Source organism: Synechococcus sp. CB0101 (assembly GCF_000179235.2).
GTDB lineage: Bacteria > Cyanobacteriota > Cyanobacteriia > PCC-6307 > Cyanobiaceae > Vulcanococcus.
Genome location: NZ_CP039373.1, coordinates 2116557 through 2134560, shown reverse-complemented (window position 1 = coordinate 2134560; position 18004 = coordinate 2116557). Strand labels below are relative to the sequence as shown.

The following is an 18004-nucleotide window of genomic DNA, read 5'->3' as shown; positions in this document are numbered from 1 at the left end:
GTCGTCAGCGCTCTCGCAGTTCCTCTACGGCGGGCTCCGGAACTCTCCGTCCCGTCCTCTTTACAGCGGCACCGCTAGACCTGAAAGTTGTGTACTCGAAGCTCTCAAAAAGCGGGGAGTAGCTCTCTACTTCGTCCTTAGCCAGCTGGACTCGGTACTCTCTCTCAGCTCCTACCACCTCGTTGTGGTACGCAACGTTTCCAACGTTGCCTACAAACCCGTCGTGAAGTGAGACCCAAAGCAGACTGTTTGTAGTCTTAGCGCCTTTCTTCCCGCCTTTCTTTCCGTTCTTAACCGCGTTTACCGACTTCCCTTCTTCGTTCTTCTCTCTGGTTGCGGCTTCGCCGGCTTTCACAGCGGTGACTGACTTCCCCTCTTCGTTCTTCTCCCTGTGTAGGCGCTCAGCGGCTTTCACCCCGTTCACCGACTTTCCGTTCTCGTCTTTCTCTCTGTGTGTTGCCTCTGAGGCTTTCCTTGAGCGTTCTTTTCGTACTACTTCCGGTGTGTCGTGGGCGTTCTCCCAAACTGTTCCTACGTACAGGTGTAGTGGGTTTGTACACCAACCGTTTTTACTGTGGTGCCCACAGAGGTGGGCGCAACACACTTTTTCAGTACGCCAGTCTGCTACGTCGTCTTCAACACCTAAAAGAGTTAGGAGGGCCTTTCTGCCGGCTTTCTGCCTCGCCCCGCCTTTTACTCCGTCCAGAACACACGCCGTGCTTAGGTCAACGTGTGCGGTTCTCTCTTCTCTTGAAAGTTGTAAGTACTCTGCGAGTTTCTTCACGTTTGTTGCTCAGTGTTTAGGGGTGAGAGGAGTCCCAAGGGTCAGAGCAACCCAACTCCTCTCAGTCCTTAAACAGCAACCAGCACTGCGAAGTACACCCCCTACTCACCGCAAAAACCAACCCGCCTCACAGAGAGTGGAGACCACCGAGCCTCCGTCCTCAAGACTGACTACCAGAAGCTCCTTTGGGCTTCGTAAGAAGCCGGCTCTTGCCTTCACAACAAGACCAGTGAGTTGGTCAGCAGTGAGCACAGCTCCACCTTTTCTGTCTGCGACTACCTCGTCCCACACTCTCGCCCACTCCTCTCCTTCGGGGCCGTTAGCGAGGGTTTCCCACGCCGCTTCGAAGCCCTGCTCGGCCCTTAACAGGAGAAACCTCTCGAAGAGCTCGGAGGACGCCGCTGACGACGTTGGTAGGTGTGTCGGTAGACCGCCGAGCGAGGTTGTCACGGCCTTACCTTCCAGCACTAGACCCACGGGGAGACTGAGGTCGAAGGCTTCTGCCACTTCGACTCCCCTTGCGGAGACGGCGAACTCCCGTTTGTGACTTCTAACGAGCTGGTCAAGGCGGTCTTCCAAGGTGGTTGTCTCCTCCGTCCGTACGCTGTACTGAACAAGCTGTTCTAGGCCCCAGGAGGCCGCTGTGAAGGACTTAACTCGACTCAACGACGAGCCACAACGCTCCTCTCGGGAGACCAACTACGGGACGAAGCTGAGGTTTTCGGCTCCACCGGAGCTACTGAAGCGACTTGAGCGACTCCAGGCGTACCACTCTCGGACGCAACAACCGACGACGTTGACGGCAGTGCTTGACCGAGCTTTGGCGGCCTACGAGGCTGAGTTAGAGGCGGTAGGAGCACTGCCGCCTCTGGACTGAGTTGGCCTTCTCAGTCGAACTTCGCCAGTTCCTCTTTCACCTCGTCGAGAGCCTCTTCGAAGGCCGCGACGTTTTCCGTCTTGACGTTCACACAACCTTCCTCGTCTTCCTCAAGGTCCCTCAACTCCTCAAGTGCCTCGAGGAGGTCGTTGACTGCTGAGGAGAGGTCGAGGGTGTCGGCTTCCTCAGCCTGTGGGCCTAGGCCTTCGTACTGACCGAACAGTTCGTCGGCGTACCTCAGACCAGCCGACCAGAAGTCATACGTCTCGTCCGGGTGGGCCCGCCACGCCTCTCCCACGTATGTGAGGAGGTTTCTCAGCACTCGGAGTGCTTCTTCCTTGTAAGTGGTGTCGCACACTGTGGTGACCACGTTAGTTTTCCTCTTGGTTGGGTGTGTCTATTAACTCAGCCATTGAGCTTCCTATTTCCCATTAGCAACTTCGTGGTTTTTCATTGAGGAACGTGTCGAAAGCGAAGGCTTCGTTTTTGTGTTCCGACTAGTCCGGGAGGTCGAGTTTGAAAAGCTTGCAGTTCAGGCTGCTGTCTTTGCCATCGACCTCCTCCTCCTCTTCAGAGCCGAGGTTGCTCTCAAGTTGAAGTCGAGACTGAAGCTCTTCTCCACTCAGAGAAGTCTCGATCAGGGAGTACTAAGTCAGCCGATCGTCGCAGCTCTGGCCAGAAAGTGTTTTGCCACATGTGTTTTCCCTGTGACTGTTGGTTGGCTTTGATTGACTCAGACGACAACAGCACTGAAGGCTCTATCAATCGCCTCAATGGCAGCGGCCCTGCTTTCAGGTGCCACCTCCCGCAGGGACTCAATGGCCTCATAAAAAATGGCGAAACTCGCGCTGAGCTCTTCCATCCCCGGATAACCGTTAAGGCTGTTATTGGTTGATCTAGAGCGCATACACAAGACCTCCAACTCAATTTCAGCCTTTTCGCCGTTGTTGACGAAGAGATCCCGACTGTCCTCGTAAACAGCTTTTAGACCGACAACTTGTGAGCACAACATGTCCTTCAGCCGTGCCTCAGAGGGCGGCGCAGAAACGCCCTGGTCGTCTTCGAACTCTTTTAGCTCGTCGTTCACCCTGTCCGACGCAATCCAAAATGGCCACAGCGTCTCAGCCCTTACGCTCTCGCACCCATCCTCGTCCTCCTCGAGCTGCCGCAACTCCTTAACAGCTTCAAGGAATTGCTTGACGAACAAAGAGAGGCTCCTGGTGTCGCCTGACCCACACAAAACCAATAGTTGATCGACGTACCCCAGTCCAGCCTCCCAGAAGTCGTAGGTTTCGTCGGGGTAGGCCCTTTGAGGCTCCGTCAGCTCAGTCACGAGGAACCTCAGGGCTCGAAGTGCTTCCTCTTTGTAGGTCTCGCCGTAAGAAGTGACTGTCACTTTGCACTCTCCATTGATGTTTTGGGTTGATGGTTGATGGCTGGCCCTGGCCAACTCAGCTGCCTGAGTCATGTCAGAGCACGAAACACTCAAACGAGAGCTCGTACTCCACCAACTCAGACCTAAACGTCGAAGACTGTTCCCTCGACCCGTTCAGAATCGCCTGATTCGCCGAGCATTCCATCCGACTTTCGTCGGGTTTGGCACCGGCTCTCTCCCGCCGAATACACTTCCTTTCTCGACCACACAGAAAGGATGATCGTCGATCCCGATAGAATCAAAGCCTTAGCAGACTGATTGGCTCGGGCAATCACCCTTCTGAAGCAATCTCACTCGCTTTGGGCCACATCCTTAAACGAGGATGTGGTTGTCGTCAACTGCTGTCGGCCTTTCCCATTTGGCCCGGCAAATAGTAGGTCTTTGGCTAGTACAGCCCAGGGTCGTATTGCCAGGTTTCGCCATCAGGATGAACGCAAGAGATTCCCAATAAGCTGGTCCATAGCACTGCCACGAGCAAAGCCAATACCAGAGACAGCTTGTTCTTTGACAATCTTTTGCGCAAGCTCTCTGCCGTATTCATCACAAGCACGCTCAAGCACCTTTTGAATTGTTCTAACAGGAACCTTTGCTCCTACCGAATTGAAATGCGGACACCCAAATGCAGAAGCAACGAAACGGGTGAGTTCATTAAAAGCTTCTTGTGGTGGCACACCCTCGTGGCTTTTCCTTAGCCACTTGAGCTCTCCAATCAAAGGACTAGCCAACCTCCAATCCCGGACCCGGTCAAGACCAACAAAAGCCCCATCTCTTACTACAACATCAAAGACATACTCACACTTTCGATCCATCGGCCCGCCAGGATTATCCAGCTTCCACCTGAAGATCTCCTCTCTTCCAATTCTTGCTAGGATATTTCTGCTTGTTCCTAATGGGCTTTCTGCTAGCGGCCTGTCAGCTTTCCCAATGGGCTGCCAGACGCAGTCGGTAAAGACGCAGTCAAAGCCAGATTTATTATCCCCCATGAGCTCTTTCACCCTTCCCCTTACAACGATGAGGCGATCATCATAATCTGAAAGATTGTTGGACATTTGCAATGAACCCTTGGTTAACATGTTGTCCTCTTGGGACTTACGATTTATATTTGAATGGTGTAACGAGTTTCATCCGACTTTCGTCGGGTTCTTCAGCCCCCTACAAACCCGTGCTCTATCGCCCATGCCGCCGCTGCAGCTCGGTTACTGACCTGGAGCTTGCTCAGGATTGAGCTCACGTAGTCCCTGGTGGTCGTCTCGGCGATGAAGAGCTCGGCGGCGATCTCCCGGTTCTTCTTCCCCTTGGCGAGCAGGGGCAGGATTTCCCTCTCTCTCTGGTTCAGGTCGTTCCAGGCGGAGCGACTGCCTTCGGGGTCTGTCGCTAGGAGCAGCCTGTCGAAGTACTTTTCACCCCTGGTCACGGCCAGGACGCACTCCAGGACTCCACCGCGACCCAGGCTTCCCCCTGCGGCTACTCCGTCGTAGACGTCTCGAATGGCGGGGTTGTGCGCGTAGGCCACCTGAGAGTTGACAAGGAGTGTTGCCCTCGTGTCCGGCTTCCTCTCCTTCAGTCGTCTGACCAGCCCCACCCCGCAGTCCCGACCAATGCCGTCCACCAGGAAGAGCAGTGTGGGGCCGGGTGAGGAGTCCACAAGGTCCTCCACCTCCTTCTCCGTGCAGCCGGCGCCCAGGAGGTTGCGGGCACCCAGCTGCCTGAAGTTCAGGACGAAGAGGTAGGCCTCGTAGGGGGCGTTGCTCCCGAAGACGAAGGAGAAGCCCTTAGTGGCATCGAGGGCGGGGCTGACGTCCCAGAGGACCTGGTTGTCGAGAGGGGTGAAGGGCACCATGAAAGCGATCGTGGAGGGGATTGATACTTGCTGACTAACCCACGGCATCCTCTTGATCGGGAACATAACGGGCTTGTTCGCAATGCTCTGCCCTGACTCCGATGGCATCAAGGCCTATGGCCATGAGCGGATCACCACCCCCATCGGGCGCCGCGGTAAGCCCGTCAAAAAGCTCCGCCTCATTCCTGCAGAAGATGCCCATGCCATGGCCCGGCATTTCCAGGGCCCAAAGGGCACCACGGTCTCCGTGATCTGAGCCACCTCTGGAGGTTCCGCCTCACGCCGGCCGGTCTGGCGGCCGGTTTTCTCAGTGCTGACGCAGGTTTTGGCGGAGTGTGATTTGCGGAACCTGGCGCGCACCAGAGGCTCTTGGCATGGTGAGAGATCCAGGGTTCCTCTCCCAGAGCCGGTCAGAGCTGGAGCGTTTCGTGGCCGACGTGGAAGCGGAATTCAGCCCTGCAGCGCGCCCTCAAGCACTGCCGCTCCCGCAAGGAACTGATCCTGGCGGCACTGCGACTGGGCTACCGGATCACGCGCATTGATCTGCAGCGCGCGTGGCAGGAGGAGCAGCTGGAGCCTCAAGGACCTGCTGAAGCGAGCCGCTGAACCTCGCTCTTCATCTCTCCGCCTGGCGCTCCGCGTACCCCGCTGCCCACACGGCAGGAGCGAGCCCGTCGGGCACGATCCGTCGGTAGCTCTCGCTGGCGAGCACCTCACTTAACGCCTCACCGAGCCGTTCCACCGAACGGCTCCCCGGTAGGCGGTGCTTGAGCTGTTGATGCATCCGCAGCAGATACCAGGCCGATCCCTCCAGCCCCGCGTTGAACTTGCTCCACATCGCGGGATCGCGGCGGGCATCGAGCACCATGTCGCCGGCGTTGTGGGCCTTGTCGGCCGCTGTCACCAACAGCGAGGCCTCAGGCTTGTGCTCCAGAGAGGCGATGTAGCTGGTCTTGCGCAGTAGCCAGGGCTCCTTCTCCCCTCCACCAGGCGTGCCGTTGGTGTCGGTGCAATCGCGCACGATGTCGGCCACGGCACTGCCAAAGCGTTCGGCGATGGAGGCGTGGCTCTGGCCGGCGTCCTCAATCGCGTCATGCAGCAGGGCGGCAATGGCTTGATCTTGTGTGCCGCCGTCTTCCCAGACCAGGGCGCTGACGCTGATCAGGAGGGAGATGTAGGGGATGGGTTTGCCTTTGCGGCGCTGGTTCCGGTGGATCTGCTCAGCCCAGAGCAGGGCTTCCCCGTAGCGGGCGCTCACACTCATCGAAGCCTTGGCTGATGGGTCTCCATCCTGCGGCGGCCTGGCTGGTTTTTGGTTGTGCGCTGCTCAAGGCAGCTCCATCCAGCCGCAAACCCGGTTGCAGATCTCAAGCGCCAGCGGATCGCGCCGGCATCATGAGCTCCGATTCCCGGCCAAGCAGCCACACGACACGCCATGAGCCGCACACGCAACTTTCTGACTGACTTCCGAGCCTTCATCAACCGCGGCAATGTGGTTGATCTGGCTGTGGCCGTGGTGATCGGCGGGGCCTTCGGGAAGGTGGTGAATGCGGTGGTGACTTTGGTGATGGATTCATTGCTGCAACCTGTTCTCAAGGCGGCGAACGTTGACGCCATTGCCAGCTGGCCAGCCGGTGAGGTGCTGGTAGCAGCGATCAATTTCCTGGTGATTTCATTTGTGGTGTTTTTGATCGTGCGCTCGATCGAAGCCCTGCGGCGCAAGGAAGAAGCCGTTGCGCCACCCGACACTCAGGCCCAACTGGCCGCAGCGGTGACGCGCTTGGCGGATGCCCTGGATCGCCGCCAGCTCTGAACCAGGCCCGGTGTCGTTCTCTCCCCAGCGAATCCGGTCTGGCGGTCTGTTTTCTCATGCCTTGATCAGGAACGATGGCCACAATGCCTGCATCAGGAGGACACGAATGGCAGGTGGTTTGCGGTCTTTGCTGGCTGGTGTAGCCCTCACGCTGATCCACGTCACACCCGCTGCTGCGCTCACCTGGAGAGAGGAAGCGCGCTTGCAACCACTGTTTGAGAAGGCTGGTGTGGAGGGCACGTTCGTGGTGCTGGATGAGCGCAAAAACCTGTGGCGCGGGCACAACAGGTTGCGTGCAGAGCAGCGCTTCTCTCCTGCTTCCACCTTCAAGATCCCCAATAGCCTGATCGCCCTCTCGCTTGGGGTAGTGGCCAACCCCGATGAGCTGATTCCTTACAAGGGTGATCCCAACCCGTTCATGCGCGAGTGGCTAGCGCCGATGGGGATGCGCGGCGCGATCAAGGTGTCGAATGTGCCGCTGTATCAGGAGCTGGCCCGGCGGATTGGGTTGCAGCGCATGCAAATCGCCCTGCAGCAGTTGCACTATGGCAATGTGAAGATCGGTGATGACGTCACCACCTTCTGGCTGCGCGGGCCGCTGGTGATCAGTGCCCTTGAGCAAACCCAATTCCTCCAGCGCCTGGCCAAACGCACGTTGCCGTTCCCTGTGGTCGCCCAGCAGCAGGTGGCTGAGATCACGCGCATCGATGGCGGCCCTGGCTGGAGCCTGCACGCCAAGACCGGCTGGCAGAACGCTCCCGGCGCCGGTGTGGGCTGGTGGGTGGGTTGGGTGCAAAAGGGCGATCGCATCACTCCCTTTGCGCTCAACATCGCCATGAAGGGCAGTGACGATGCCCCCAAGCGTGAGCAATTAGGTCGGCGCAGCCTGCAGCTGTTGGGAGTGTTGCCTGTTGATGATCAGAAGGCGGCACGTTGATCCAATTCCTGCACGCTTGTGCGCCTGGTTGTCTCAATGCTGACTCTGGTTCTGTCGGAGAGTGGTCTACGGAACCTGGCGCACCCCAGAAACCCTTGGCATGGTGAGGGTGTCTGGGCCCCCTTCCCATGAGCTGATCCTGGCGGCGCAGCGACTGGGTTACCGGCACACGCGCCTTGATCTGCAGCGGGCCTGGCAAGCGGAGCAGCCGAAGCACGAACGACAAGCATGCGGCTGAAAAGTCGAGTTCTGGCCGTGTAGCACCCGGTTCAGGCCATGGCTTCAGCGATGTTGCAGAGGATTGCGGCGGCAGCTTCAGCCCTGACCTTGGGTGCGCTAGGGCAGGGCTCCCCCTCGCTGTCGCATGGAACTGAACGTTGGCCAAGCCCATGCGCAAAGCAGCAGTGTTGTGTTGCGGTCACTCGAGAGTGACAGCTGTTCAGGGTTAACGGAGCAAGAAGCCCAGCGTCGTCTCCTTATCGATGGCCCAAATCGCCTGAAGGAGCGAAGTGGTCCATCCCAGTTGCTGCGCTTCGTGGGGCAGTTCAACAATCCCCTATTGATCACGCTGCTTCTTGTTGGAGCGGTGAAGGCGTTGATTGGTCATCCGCGTGATGCCGCTGTCATTATCAGTGTCACTGTGATTAATGCGGTGATCGGCTTTGTTCAAGAGAACAAAGCGGAAGGAGCCATTGCTGCACTGGTGCAGGCAGTACGTACCGATGTCGATGTGTTGCGCAGCGGAGTACCCCAGCGGATCGATTCCGAAATGTTGGTGCTTGGTGATCTTGTGCGCCTTGAAGCAGGGGTCAAGGTTCCAGCAGATTTGCGATTGGTGACCACGCGAAATCTGCATACCGATGAATCGGCACTGACGGGGGAATCGTTACCGGTTGCCAAAGGAACAACAGCTGTCGAAGCTGATGCACCGCTGGCTGAACGCATTGGTATGGCCTATGCCGGGACCTTCGTCACTGCGGGCCAAGGTGTTGGGGTTGTGGTGGCCACAGCGGATGACACGGAGGTCGGCGCCATTTCTTCCGCTCTTCAGGAGCAGATCAGCCTCACCACACCGTTGACGCGCCAATTTTCTCGGTTCAGCCGCACCCTGCTCAAGGTGATTGTGGTGATGGCAGCGCTCACCTTTGTAGTGGGCGTGGCCCGTGGACGCGGCGCCGACGAGATGTTTGATGGTGCCATTGCTCTTGCAGTAGGCGCGATCCCCGAGGAGTTACCTGCGATTGTGACCATCACGCTGGCCATTGGCGTGAACCGCATGGCAAGGCGCAGAGCGATCATTCGCAAGCTGCCGGCAGTTGAAGCACTCGGTAGCACCACAGTGATCTGCTCGGATAAAACCGGCACCCTCACCCAAAATCGGATGACGGTGCAGCATCTGTATGCGGGGGGCGCGCTGTATGCCTTGGAAGATTTGTGGCCAGACAACGGCGAGCCCGTCCGGGTGGGTCGTGGTTTTAATCACCACAACCTGGCTATCGAGGAAACGCTTTTGGCTGGGCTCCTCTGTAACGATGCTCGACCCAGCGAAGACAACGCCTTCATCGGTGATCCCACAGAGACAGCCCTGCTCGCAGCGGCATCTTCCGTGGGAATGGATCATGGTCAGGCCCACGCCCTGCATCCCCGCCGCGATGCGATTCCGTTCGAGTCGGAGCAGCAGTTCATGGCCACGCTGCACGGCAGTGAGCGGATTCTGTTGAAAGGATCTGTGGAAGCGGTGCTGGCCCGTTGCAGTGCACAGCTGGATGAGTGGGGCCAGGTTGAACCGCTCGATCGTCAGGCGATCGAAGCTGCCGTCTCAACAATGGCAGCCCAAGGAGAGCGGGTCTTGGCGTTTGCGATTGGCAAGGCCCATTACGAGCAGGAGCAGCTTGATCATGTTCATGTCGATGGATCACTGCGATTTATTGGACTGCAGGGGATGCAGGATCCCCCTCGCCCTGAGGCGATCAGTGCAGTGGCGGCCTGTCAGGCAGCCGGAATTGCCGTGAAGATGATCACCGGTGATCACCTCGAAACCGCGTTAGCGATTGCGCGCCAGATCGGCATCAGCGATGGTCAGAGGGGATTGGATGGGCAACAGTTGGCGGAGCTCAGCCCGGATGCATTGCAGGAGCAGGCGGAGCAGGTCAACGTGTTTGCACGGGTGGCGCCAGCTCAGAAATTGGAGCTGGTTCGCGCCCTGCAGGCCAACGGTCATGTGGTGGCGATGACCGGCGATGGCGTGAACGATGCACCAGCGCTTAAGCAGGCTGATATCGGTATCGCCATGGGATATGGCGGTACGGAAGTGGCGCGGCAAGCAGCCGACATGCTGCTGACTGACGATAATTTCGCCACGATCAAAGCAGCTGTGGAAGAAGGTCGCACGGTCTATCTGAACCTTCGAAAAACCCTTGCTTTTGTATTGCCGGTGAATGGTGGTGCTTCGATGACCATCCTGCTGGGCGCGATCCTTGCAACACCTTTACCGGTGACGGCTTTGCAGGTGTTGTGGTTAAACATGGTTTGTTCGCTCACTATGTCGCTCGCGCTTGCCTTTGAACTGGCGTGGCCCCTAAAAATCGGTCCAGGGTGAATGAGAGTCCTCATCCGGCCAGACTGGGCCGGGGACTCCACCATGAAACGAACCCGCCACACACCCGAGCAGATCATCCGCAAGCTCAAAACGGCTGACCAGTTGCTTGCCCAGGGCCAGACAGTTGCGGACGCCTGCCGAGTTCTCGAGGTCTCCCAGCCCACCTACCACCGCTGGCGGCAGCTCTACGGCGGAATGAAGGCAGAAGAGGCCAAACGGCTCAGCCAGCTGGAGAAAGAGAACGCCCGGCTCAAAAGGCTTCTGGCGGAAGCAGAGCTCGACAAGGCGATGCTCAAGGACCTCGCTGAGGGAAACTTCTGAGCCCGGAGCGTCGCCGGCGGGCCGTCACAGTCCTGCAGGAGCGTTACCGGGCATCCCAGCGGAGGGTCTGCCGATTGGTGGGCCAGCACCGCAGCAGCCAGCGCCATGTCGGCAAGGTCGCCGATCTTGAGGAGGCCAAGCTGAGGCATCGTCTCCGCGAAATCGCAGCTGAGCACATCCGCTGGGGCCGGCGCATGGCCCACCGCCTGTTGCGGCGGGAAGGCTGGACGGTGAACCACAAGCGGGTGCACCGGCTCTGGCGCGAGGAGAACCTGCAGCGGCCCACCCCCGCAAGCAGAAGAGGGCACGCCCGGCTGACGGCTCGGTGCGACGTCACCAGGCTGAGCACCCGCACCAGGTCTGGGCGATGGACTTCCAATTCGACGCCACGGCCGATGGCCGGCGGCTCAAGTTCCTCAACGTGATCGACGAGCACAGCCGTCTCTGCCTGGCCATCCGGGTGGGCAGGCGCTGCAAGTCCAGAGACGTCGTGGCGGTGCTGGAGGAGCTCACCAGCCTCTACCCAGCCCCAGCGTTCATCCGCAGCGACAACGGGCCCGAATTCATCGCCCACGCCCTCAAGCGCTGGAGCGAGAACAGCGGCACCACCACGGCCTACATCGAACCAGGATCACCGTGGCAGAACGGGTTTGCCGAGTCGTTCAACAGCCGGTTCAGGGATGAGTTACTGAACACCGAGCTGTTCACCACCGTGAGCGAGGCCCAAACCTTGGCTGATCGCTGGCGCTGGGAGTACAACACCTTGAGGCCGCATTCAGCCCTCCAGGGGCGTACGCCCCTGGAGGCAGCTCAACCAGCTGCTGCATAACCACCCACTCTCATTGCGCCTGGACCAATGAAGGGGGTCACGTCAGAACCACCGTCTCAAGCCTTGATGCATCAACCACCGCGGTCGCCTGGTCAGCCACTCCTCAGTCCTCCTTTGATCCGGCGAGTGGTTTTGGTGTCGTTCTACAACTGGGTTGTGATCTTTGGTCTCTTTTTCTGGGCCGAAAGAACAACTGGTGATCTGGCGTTGGCTCGCACGATGGCTGTCCAGGGCTTGGTGTTAGCACATCTTGTATACCTTGTGAAGGTCAGTCACTGGGGTTCGTTGATGTCAATGCTCCGCAGAACTACTTGGCTCTCCTGGCGGCAAGCACCTGCTGTGCCACTCGGGATCGTCGCCACGCTGATCGTTCAGATGGTGTTCAGCCAGAGCAGCTGGATGAATCGCTTCTTTGGTACACATCCACTTAGCATCGAGCAATTTGGCTTGTGTATGATTCCGATAATCTTGATGCTCCCTGTTGCTAGTGTGGCTCAGAGACTTGATCCAGAAATTGCCGTTCCTTGAGGTTCTGCCCATGCTCAATACCCTGAGGATCTGCTTGTAAGACAATTCCGTCGATGCAAGGCCTAGGTATGATCCTGGCTTTAGTGATGAGCAGGGATCCGCAGTGGATCTTGAGGTTGCACGTTGATTGTGCCAGACAAGGTAGAAATACTGCATCCTGCCAGGATCATCGAGCATCACTTTGGGTGGATCTCCTCTATGCCCTGATGACAGCCTGCATGGATCAATTCTTTGAGATCCTGCTCTCGCTGGCGCTTGTACAGCGCAGACTCGTCTCATGGGTGACTTCATCCCAGGCATGAGTGCTCTGCATCGGTCGGATCACCCTGCAGCACTCATCAGTTCTCGGCTCTTGCTGGTGATGAAGCCTTGATAGTTTCAACTCATGAGCTTGTTCTTCGGTGGAAGCCAGGCTCGTTCCAATCAAATTCTGATCAAGCCCGAGGTGGTTGTGACGTGACCCCCTGTCTCAAGTCCACAGATGGGCAGCTGTTGCTGTCTTGATCGCTTCGGCTGGCATGACTCGCCGAAGTCATCGAACGCAAGGCCCATGTTGAAGGCGCCAATAGCTAATGAGAACGTTTCGCTGTAACCTTCATGTCTATTCTGATGTGCAATGCTTGGCATGCACCGCACGCGTATCGTGTCTCTCTCGAACCTCGCCCAGAATATACAGAGCATTAGCTCTACCAAGCGCATTACCATCACGATTCCCCATGGAGTTCTCGTAAAGCTTCTGGCACGAAGCAGCTCAGAAGGCCGCTCGCTCAGCAACCTTGCCGCGTTTATCCTTGAGCGCGGCGTTGATCAGTAGATCAGGATCCTGGCTTGCCTTGGGGCAATGGTGGCAATTGCCGTCATTGCCCTTGAGTTGATTGCGGCTAATATTCGCCTAGCTCCTTGTCTAGGGCTTCAAGGATTAATTCGTCGATGGATCGGCCGGTCTTCAGGGCAAGCCTCTGAAAATGCTCGGCTAGTTCAGTTGGTAAGTCAATCGAGAGCGTCTTCGGGAATTTTTCTGGATCGAGTTTGTATGGCTGCTCTGAGGGAAATTCGCTTGTCATGCAGGATCCTCCGGGCGCTGACTTTCGATGTAAAGATCAAATCCCCCTTCTCGTTTGAGGTATTCAACAAGTGCTTCTTGCACTAAGACGTTGATCTTCTCATTCTTTTGCAAGGCAAGCAGCTTTAGTGCCAGGTGATTCCTGTCACTCAGCGTGATTGTGACACACCCCATTTACGTGTTTGCAGTTCATGCGAAATGCTACTAAGAGGCGCTGTTTTCTACATTTAGTGCTTTTGCAGCAAAGTGCAAAAGCACTAAACCTGCGATCGAGGGCCTTGGGGCTCCATGGTTGCTCCTGCTCGGAGGGGCAGGGAATCGGGCTTGGAGCCTGGTTCTAGGCAGGAGGAACAGAGTGGATGCCTTGGGTGACTTGTTGGGAGATGAATCGAAGGGCACCTATCGCTTCTTCTATTCGGTTTTGCGATTTGCTCTGAAGGCGAGATGGGCCGCCGGCTGTCTCGGTGATTCTGAGCGCCGGCCAACGGGGAGCGATCACGACTCCTGAGCCAAGCCTCCTTCGCTTGTTGCTCTCGGATTCCGGTGGCCGTGTTTGTTGCTAATGCGCTGCAGCAAGGCTGATACACCTTTGTCAGGGCAAGGGTGTAGCGTGCTGCGCGACTTGAGCTCGTTAGTTTCTCTAGATCCTCAACATTGCGCTGCACAAAAGGTGTCTTGGCGGTGCAGTTCTGCTGTATAGAGGTAGATGCACTGCTATGTGCAGTGTTCATAGCGTGGTTGTACTGACTTCAGCCCCTATGGCCGATCTCATCGACATTCGCTTGCTGACAGTTTCTTGCTTAGAGCAGGCTCGCCTGGCTCAACATCTGTCGCCAGGCCTCTCGCACGTCGATCTTCTTGATCGCACCGCTGCCGCCATCAGTACCCTTGTCCCCCGCTTGCCAGACGCCGTTCTGGAGTTCGCCATTAACGAGGTTGGCCAACTGCTCAATGCGTCACCGGTCTGATCCGAAATCAGCGGTTCTTGCGCACGAAGCTCGAAGGCCTAGAGCGATCGATCGCATGGCGCCCATGGTCGGGTTCTTCTGCCTGATCGGTATGGGTTTGCTTGTGATCGAGCTTGCGCTCCTCATCGGGTTCCCAGGTCGTCTCGTTCTCCGGGTCTGACTCCGGCTTGAACTGGTGATGAGTGGCAGACATCGTCGATCGCGTCGCTGCGTTCATCCAAGGCTCTGTTTTCCACCGAGGCGGGCCTTGCTGCGGATCAGCTAGCGGAATCCATCAAAAAGGCGCCCCGTAGCGGGCGCCTTATCACCGGTTGCGGATGGTCACCTTGGCAGTTGGGATGCCCTCCGGTCGGGTGCCTGTGGTTCAACGATCACGATGGGTTTGTCCCCGTGGTTGTCTCCCTGCCGTGTCGCGGCAGGGATCGAAGGGCCGAGTGACGGCACTGAGCAGAGATGCTCAAGGCTTGGCCTGCTCAGTTGTTCACTCCGCCTGGGTTATGCAGCCCAGGTTTTGACGGTGGGGAGTTTGTGGGTGGCATATGACTCAAGCTCTACGGGATGGCGCTCACGCCGCGCCATCGAGGACAAGGTTTGTGCTGGTGTTGGACGCATGTCGAGCGCACCTCCGTTGTGCGCACCGGCTCGGGTGATCCCTGGCCGGACTCTGTTGGAGGCAGAGGTGTCGGGGTGGTTCCCGCTCCTCCCCTCAATTTCACGTTACGCCGATTGGTGATGAGCTGTGGCTGCGCAACGGTTCCTCTTCCCGAACATCGTGTCGCAATAAAAAACCCCCGGCACCTAGGCCGAGGGTCCTAAGAAGTAGCTGAGTAAGGGGGGCTTGGCGCTCAGCGGGGTGCTGCGTTCAGGAGCACCAGATCGACACTTGATCTCGCTGAGCGTTCACCGCCAGCTCGTGGAATGGATACGCATGATGCCCAGAGAGAGCCTCACTCCTCCTCGTCCACACCACCCACGGGGACCAGGCGCACCTGCTTGCGGCCGAGCTTGATCTCAAACTCATCGCCGGGCTTGAGGTCGAGCATGGCGGTGTAGGCCTTGCCGATCAACAGGTTGCCATTGCCCTGCACGGTGGCGGTGTAGCTGAGCTTGCGGCCACCCTTGCCCCGGCCCACGCCATCGCTGCCCAGGCTCAGACCTTTGGCTTCCAGCAGGGCTTCATAGAAGGCGGTGAAATTCAGGCGCTCGCCGCCATCTTTCTTGGTGCTCACGTAGCCGCAGCTGCGCACGAGGTCTGATTTGGACACATCGCCCAGCTCTTTCACTTTGGCGAGCAGGTCAGAACCGGTCAGCATGTTGGGGAAGGAGATTGCTGCACGGACAGTAACAAATGCAGTGATGGATCTCCAGATTCATCCCACCTTTTGATGCCACTAAAAAAGGAGGCCTCCTCAGACCTCCTTGAACAAGCAGTCGTCATCCTCTGCTCTGGCTTGGTTGTAACACCCCCTGTGGGCTTGATGCCATCAAAGGCTCTGCAGCAAGCGCTCCAACCGCACCAGTTGATAACGGTTGGCTTCTGTAGGCAGAGCGTTGTACATCGCCCAGCACTGGCGCAACTGGGCTTCCAATCCGAGCCGCACATGGTGATCGCTGTGCAGGGGGATGGTCGCCATGGCGGGAGTGAAGGTCATAGGTGATCTGGAGCAACTGCTGGAAGTGTTCCCCGCTTTGGCACGTCAGCTCCTTGGGCTGATCTCTATCCACAAGCCGCTGCCGGCGCCCTCCACCATCCAGCGGCGCCCCCAGTTGCGCTCGGAGTAGCGCTGGCCCGCTCCGCCGCCAATGGACGTGTTCACGTAGCCGCCGTTCACCAGATCGGCTTCCCCGTTGGGGTCATGCATCAGGAACTGGCGCTTGGCTGGATCCCAGCCGATCACCAGGCTTCAGTGACCGCCGCCTATGGGCGCAGCGTGAGGGCCCTTATGAAAAGAACCCAGATGGTGAGCCATGGTCACTCACTTTCTATTCACGCCTTCTTCCCATACCGATGCGCGGTAGCCACTGAGATGCCACAGACCTCCGCCACCTCCCGATAGCTCCTCCCCTCTCCCCTCAGCCGCCTCACCAGCTCTCTTCTCCCTGCAGACAAGAGCGGTCTTCCTCCGAGCTTCCCGCCAGTCCTCCGACGGTGCTCCACCGACTCCCTGGTCCTTTCCTGAATCAGGCTCCGCTCCACCTCGGAGAGTCCGGTGAGTAGTCCGACGACTAGAGGCGCCATCTTCCCGAGTGCCGCTGTATTGAGGAGACCGTCCAGCGTCCTGACGAAGACTCCCCTCTCCTGAAGCTCTGCAAGCCCAGCCACCACCTCACTCTGTGTTCGCCCCAGGCGATCGAGCTTGGAGACCACCAGTGTGTCCCCCTTCTGTAGAGAGACGAGTACCGCCTGAAGCTGCTGCCGTTTGAAAGCCGGGACAGTGCTGCTGACCTTCTCGCCGAATACCTCCTCGCAGCCGGCCTCTCTCAGAACGGCGAACTGCTGCTCGAGGGTCTGTCCCTCAGTACTGACCCTGGCGTAACCGACAGACCGTCCCACCCCGTCTCAACCGTCTCTGGTGCGCCTGTACCACTTTACTGCCGTTCGTTTTGCGGTCGCACTCGAACTGAGCGACCGAACGGGTTTTTGAACAAGATTTTAAGGAAAACAAGATCACCCTTATCTCGTGCTCAACCGCCGCCCCGGCCGCAAGCAGTGGAGCTACTCCATCGACTGCAAGGAAATCGAATGCCAACTCAAGGCCCGCCAGAGTTATGAGCAGCAGAGCGGCCTCGCCAGCTACAGCCTCGGTGCAGCGTTCTGGGAGGTGCGGGCGAGCAAGAGCTGACACCCCACCCCACTCCGCCAGCCATCAAGAGCCCTGGGTGACGGCCCGGGGCTTTTCGCTGCACCAATGACCCTGCATCCACCCGCCACACCAGGCCTGGCTACGACGGGATCAGATGCCTAGGTGCCATGGGGCTGCTCTACGAACTGGTGGTCGAGACGGCTGACGCCACAACAACCGTTCAGATCGAAGCCAACAGCAAAGAAGAAGCGCTGGAAACTGGCCAGGAGCTCTATCCCGGCTGCAGGTTGGCGCTGGTGAAACCGGAACCAGGCGAACAGCTCTAAGCAAAAACGGCCAGGCAATCAAAAACCCCCGAGCAATGCCCGGGGGTCCTGAACCAATCAACAGTCCAATGGCTGTAGATGGTCGAAGCTGCTGGCGTTGGCGCCTGGGGCCGAACGTTCCAGGTGTGGGTTTTTTGCTCTCCTGGGGCACCTGTGGCGGTGCAAACGGAGTGTCGATCAGTCAGGCGCACAGGTTGAGGACCTTCCTCTTGCCCGGCTGAACGACCGGCCCACGGTTGGGTGAAGACTATTGGAGCAGGGGCCTGCAGTCAGCGTGCTTCTGACAGATAGCGGGGTGGCGTGTCGTCCATCCGGGCGCCTCCTGTTTAGAGGAACGCGCCACGACTCAAGACCGAGCCTGCCTCTACCGCTCGCTCATGGATCGTCGTGGGCGCGTTAGCAGAATCCCCACTCCGGAGACGATCACCACGAGCGTGGCTAAGCCCAACAGGATCGAGTAGTAGGGCTGGAGATTCAACGGTCCAAATCGGCCCGTGTGGATCTTCAGCAGCCAGAAGGCATCAACTCCCTGCTCGAGCAACAGGCTGTAGAGCGATCCGCTGGCTGCGGTGAGCAGGAGTGGCGCAGCGGCCAGGGGAACCAGGAGCTGATGCAGCCGTCGGGCTCGCTGCGTGAGAGATCGCGACATCGGCCTCATTCCTCCCGCAGTTCTTTATGCAACATCGCCTCATCGCTGCAGGGCATCCACTGACCGTTGTTCTGATGCACACCCTTGCAGCCCAGCTGTTTGGCGCGCTGCTCGGCCTCCGCCTGGGTGACGTAGAGACCTCTGCTGTGGGACCAGCCGGCCTCAGGGCTGAACAGCCATGCCAGGCAGATGGCCACAGCGGCGAGGGCTGAACGGTGACGCACACGCTGA

24 protein-coding genes and 1 pseudogene are annotated in these 18004 nt (G+C 58.4%); 9 read left to right on the top strand and 16 right to left on the bottom strand.

The annotated features are described in order from the left end of the window. Window positions 1-4: 4 nt before the first annotated feature. The 6 genes from CB0101_RS11445 to CB0101_RS11420 form a co-directional block, all read right to left on the bottom strand. Complete coding sequence (locus CB0101_RS11445) at window positions 5-784, bottom strand: hypothetical protein (protein ID WP_136644109.1); 780 nt, start codon at window positions 782-784, stop codon at window positions 5-7. 105 nt (window positions 785-889) lie between these two features. Then, window positions 890-1363, bottom strand: a complete 474-nt coding sequence (locus tag CB0101_RS11440) for a hypothetical protein (protein ID WP_168187978.1) — start codon at window positions 1361-1363, stop codon at window positions 890-892. A 308-nt stretch (window positions 1364-1671) separates the two neighbouring features. Then, window positions 1672-2031: a hypothetical protein gene (locus tag CB0101_RS11435; protein WP_029553120.1), complete on the bottom strand. Its 360-nt coding sequence runs from the start codon at window positions 2029-2031 to the stop codon at window positions 1672-1674. A 363-nt stretch (window positions 2032-2394) separates the two neighbouring features. Further along, window positions 2395-3129: a hypothetical protein gene (locus CB0101_RS11430; protein WP_010311321.1), complete on the bottom strand. Its 735-nt coding sequence runs from the start codon at window positions 3127-3129 to the stop codon at window positions 2395-2397. A gap of 389 nt (window positions 3130-3518) precedes the next feature. After that, window positions 3519-4145: a hypothetical protein gene (locus tag CB0101_RS11425; protein WP_136644108.1), complete on the bottom strand. Its 627-nt coding sequence runs from the start codon at window positions 4143-4145 to the stop codon at window positions 3519-3521. A gap of 95 nt (window positions 4146-4240) precedes the next feature. Then, window positions 4241-4936 (bottom strand): response regulator transcription factor, encoded by a 696-nt coding sequence (locus tag CB0101_RS11420; RefSeq protein ID WP_136644107.1) that lies wholly within the window; start codon window positions 4934-4936, stop codon window positions 4241-4243. 82 nt (window positions 4937-5018) lie between these two features. On the opposite strand from CB0101_RS11420, the gene CB0101_RS15445 reads away from it, so the two are divergent. After that, window positions 5019-5192: a hypothetical protein gene (locus tag CB0101_RS15445; RefSeq protein ID WP_010311326.1), complete on the top strand. Its 174-nt coding sequence runs from the start codon at window positions 5019-5021 to the stop codon at window positions 5190-5192. A 360-nt stretch (window positions 5193-5552) separates the two neighbouring features. Here CB0101_RS15445 and CB0101_RS11410 read toward each other — a convergent pair whose 3' ends face one another. Continuing rightward, on the bottom strand, window positions 5553-6200 hold the full coding sequence (locus tag CB0101_RS11410; RefSeq protein ID WP_136644106.1) for an HD domain-containing protein: 648 nt from the start codon (window positions 6198-6200) through the stop codon (window positions 5553-5555). Window positions 6201-6371: 171 nt separating this feature from the next. Here CB0101_RS11410 and mscL point away from each other — a divergent pair, with 171 nt between their 5' ends. The 6 genes and pseudogenes from mscL (at window position 6372) to CB0101_RS15765 (ending at window position 12777) form a co-directional block, all read left to right on the top strand. Next, window positions 6372-6749, top strand: a complete 378-nt coding sequence (gene mscL, locus CB0101_RS11405) for a large conductance mechanosensitive channel protein MscL (protein ID WP_010302940.1) — start codon at window positions 6372-6374, stop codon at window positions 6747-6749. 118 nt (window positions 6750-6867) lie between these two features. Beyond that, on the top strand, window positions 6868-7686 hold the full coding sequence (blaOXA, locus tag CB0101_RS11400) for a class D beta-lactamase (RefSeq protein ID WP_371413629.1): 819 nt from the start codon (window positions 6868-6870) through the stop codon (window positions 7684-7686). A gap of 364 nt (window positions 7687-8050) precedes the next feature. Further along, window positions 8051-10285, top strand: a complete 2235-nt coding sequence (locus tag CB0101_RS11390; RefSeq protein ID WP_246833753.1) for an HAD-IC family P-type ATPase — start codon at window positions 8051-8053, stop codon at window positions 10283-10285. Between the two features lie 42 nt (window positions 10286-10327). Continuing rightward, window positions 10328-11435: pseudogene (locus CB0101_RS11385) on the top strand (IS3 family transposase). 27 nt (window positions 11436-11462) lie between these two features. Continuing rightward, complete coding sequence (locus CB0101_RS11380) at window positions 11463-11963, top strand: cation transporting ATPase C-terminal domain-containing protein (RefSeq protein ID WP_136644104.1); 501 nt, start codon at window positions 11463-11465, stop codon at window positions 11961-11963. Between the two features lie 616 nt (window positions 11964-12579). After that, on the top strand, window positions 12580-12777 hold the full coding sequence (locus tag CB0101_RS15765) for a hypothetical protein (RefSeq protein WP_010311358.1): 198 nt from the start codon (window positions 12580-12582) through the stop codon (window positions 12775-12777). A gap of 67 nt (window positions 12778-12844) precedes the next feature. Here CB0101_RS15765 and CB0101_RS11370 read toward each other — a convergent pair whose 3' ends face one another. The 7 genes from CB0101_RS11370 to CB0101_RS11350 form a co-directional block, all read right to left on the bottom strand. Then, the gene (locus tag CB0101_RS11370; protein ID WP_010311360.1) at window positions 12845-13027 is read right to left on the bottom strand and encodes a ribbon-helix-helix protein, CopG family; all 183 of its coding nucleotides are present in this window, start codon (window positions 13025-13027) and stop codon (window positions 12845-12847) included. Between the two features lie 799 nt (window positions 13028-13826). Continuing rightward, window positions 13827-13970: a hypothetical protein gene (locus CB0101_RS15440; RefSeq protein ID WP_010311362.1), complete on the bottom strand. Its 144-nt coding sequence runs from the start codon at window positions 13968-13970 to the stop codon at window positions 13827-13829. 31 nt (window positions 13971-14001) lie between these two features. Further along, window positions 14002-14187 carry a hypothetical protein gene (locus CB0101_RS11365; protein ID WP_010311365.1) on the bottom strand — a complete coding sequence of 62 codons (186 nt, stop codon included), beginning with the start codon at window positions 14185-14187 and terminating at the stop codon, window positions 14002-14004. A 754-nt stretch (window positions 14188-14941) separates the two neighbouring features. Next, the gene (locus tag CB0101_RS11360) at window positions 14942-15307 is read right to left on the bottom strand and encodes an AbrB family transcriptional regulator (protein WP_010311368.1); all 366 of its coding nucleotides are present in this window, start codon (window positions 15305-15307) and stop codon (window positions 14942-14944) included. 171 nt (window positions 15308-15478) lie between these two features. Beyond that, a complete protein-coding gene (locus CB0101_RS15435; protein ID WP_010311370.1) occupies window positions 15479-15646 on the bottom strand; it encodes a hypothetical protein in 168 nt (55 codons plus the stop codon). A gap of 45 nt (window positions 15647-15691) precedes the next feature. Then, complete coding sequence (locus tag CB0101_RS11355; protein ID WP_010311372.1) at window positions 15692-15892, bottom strand: hypothetical protein; 201 nt, start codon at window positions 15890-15892, stop codon at window positions 15692-15694. A gap of 89 nt (window positions 15893-15981) precedes the next feature. Then, window positions 15982-16548 (bottom strand): recombinase family protein, encoded by a 567-nt coding sequence (locus tag CB0101_RS11350; RefSeq protein ID WP_010311374.1) that lies wholly within the window; start codon window positions 16546-16548, stop codon window positions 15982-15984. Window positions 16549-16675: 127 nt separating this feature from the next. Here CB0101_RS11350 and CB0101_RS15430 point away from each other — a divergent pair, with 127 nt between their 5' ends. Further along, the gene (locus CB0101_RS15430) at window positions 16676-16837 is read left to right on the top strand and encodes a hypothetical protein (RefSeq protein WP_010311376.1); all 162 of its coding nucleotides are present in this window, start codon (window positions 16676-16678) and stop codon (window positions 16835-16837) included. 128 nt (window positions 16838-16965) lie between these two features. Then, window positions 16966-17124 (top strand): hypothetical protein, encoded by a 159-nt coding sequence (locus CB0101_RS15425; RefSeq protein ID WP_010311379.1) that lies wholly within the window; start codon window positions 16966-16968, stop codon window positions 17122-17124. A 364-nt stretch (window positions 17125-17488) separates the two neighbouring features. Here the strand turns inward: CB0101_RS15425 and CB0101_RS11345 are convergent, their stop codons facing one another. Next, window positions 17489-17773, bottom strand: a complete 285-nt coding sequence (locus CB0101_RS11345) for a hypothetical protein (RefSeq protein ID WP_010311381.1) — start codon at window positions 17771-17773, stop codon at window positions 17489-17491. Between the two features lie 5 nt (window positions 17774-17778). Continuing rightward, a complete protein-coding gene (locus CB0101_RS11340) occupies window positions 17779-17997 on the bottom strand; it encodes a DUF3721 domain-containing protein (RefSeq protein WP_010311383.1) in 219 nt (72 codons plus the stop codon). Between the last annotated feature and the right edge of the window lie 7 nt (window positions 17998-18004).

Coding starts and splice junctions, on each gene's coding strand:
- CB0101_RS15445 (WP_010311326.1), top strand. CDS start 5,019: ATGCTCTGCCCTGACTCCGATGGCATCAAGGCCTATGGCCATGAGCGG.
- CB0101_RS11345 (WP_010311381.1), bottom strand. CDS start 17,773: ATGTCGCGATCTCTCACGCAGCGAGCCCGACGGCTGCATCAGCTCCTG.
- CB0101_RS11360 (WP_010311368.1), bottom strand. CDS start 15,307: ATGCTGACCGGTTCTGACCTGCTCGCCAAAGTGAAAGAGCTGGGCGAT.
- CB0101_RS11365 (WP_010311365.1), bottom strand. CDS start 14,187: ATGTCTGCCACTCATCACCAGTTCAAGCCGGAGTCAGACCCGGAGAAC.
- CB0101_RS11370 (WP_010311360.1), bottom strand. CDS start 13,027: ATGACAAGCGAATTTCCCTCAGAGCAGCCATACAAACTCGATCCAGAA.
- mscL (WP_010302940.1), top strand. CDS start 6,372: ATGAGCCGCACACGCAACTTTCTGACTGACTTCCGAGCCTTCATCAAC.
- CB0101_RS11390 (WP_246833753.1), top strand. CDS start 8,051: ATGGAACTGAACGTTGGCCAAGCCCATGCGCAAAGCAGCAGTGTTGTG.
- CB0101_RS15425 (WP_010311379.1), top strand. CDS start 16,966: ATGGGGCTGCTCTACGAACTGGTGGTCGAGACGGCTGACGCCACAACA.
- CB0101_RS11410 (WP_136644106.1), bottom strand. CDS start 6,200: ATGAGTGTGAGCGCCCGCTACGGGGAAGCCCTGCTCTGGGCTGAGCAG.
- CB0101_RS15435 (WP_010311370.1), bottom strand. CDS start 15,646: ATGACCTTCACTCCCGCCATGGCGACCATCCCCCTGCACAGCGATCAC.
- CB0101_RS11430 (WP_010311321.1), bottom strand. CDS start 3,129: ATGACTCAGGCAGCTGAGTTGGCCAGGGCCAGCCATCAACCATCAACC.
- CB0101_RS11420 (WP_136644107.1), bottom strand. CDS start 4,936: ATGGTGCCCTTCACCCCTCTCGACAACCAGGTCCTCTGGGACGTCAGC.
- CB0101_RS15765 (WP_010311358.1), top strand. CDS start 12,580: ATGCTTGGCATGCACCGCACGCGTATCGTGTCTCTCTCGAACCTCGCC.
- CB0101_RS11425 (WP_136644108.1), bottom strand. CDS start 4,145: ATGTCCAACAATCTTTCAGATTATGATGATCGCCTCATCGTTGTAAGG.
- CB0101_RS11380 (WP_136644104.1), top strand. CDS start 11,463: ATGAAGGGGGTCACGTCAGAACCACCGTCTCAAGCCTTGATGCATCAA.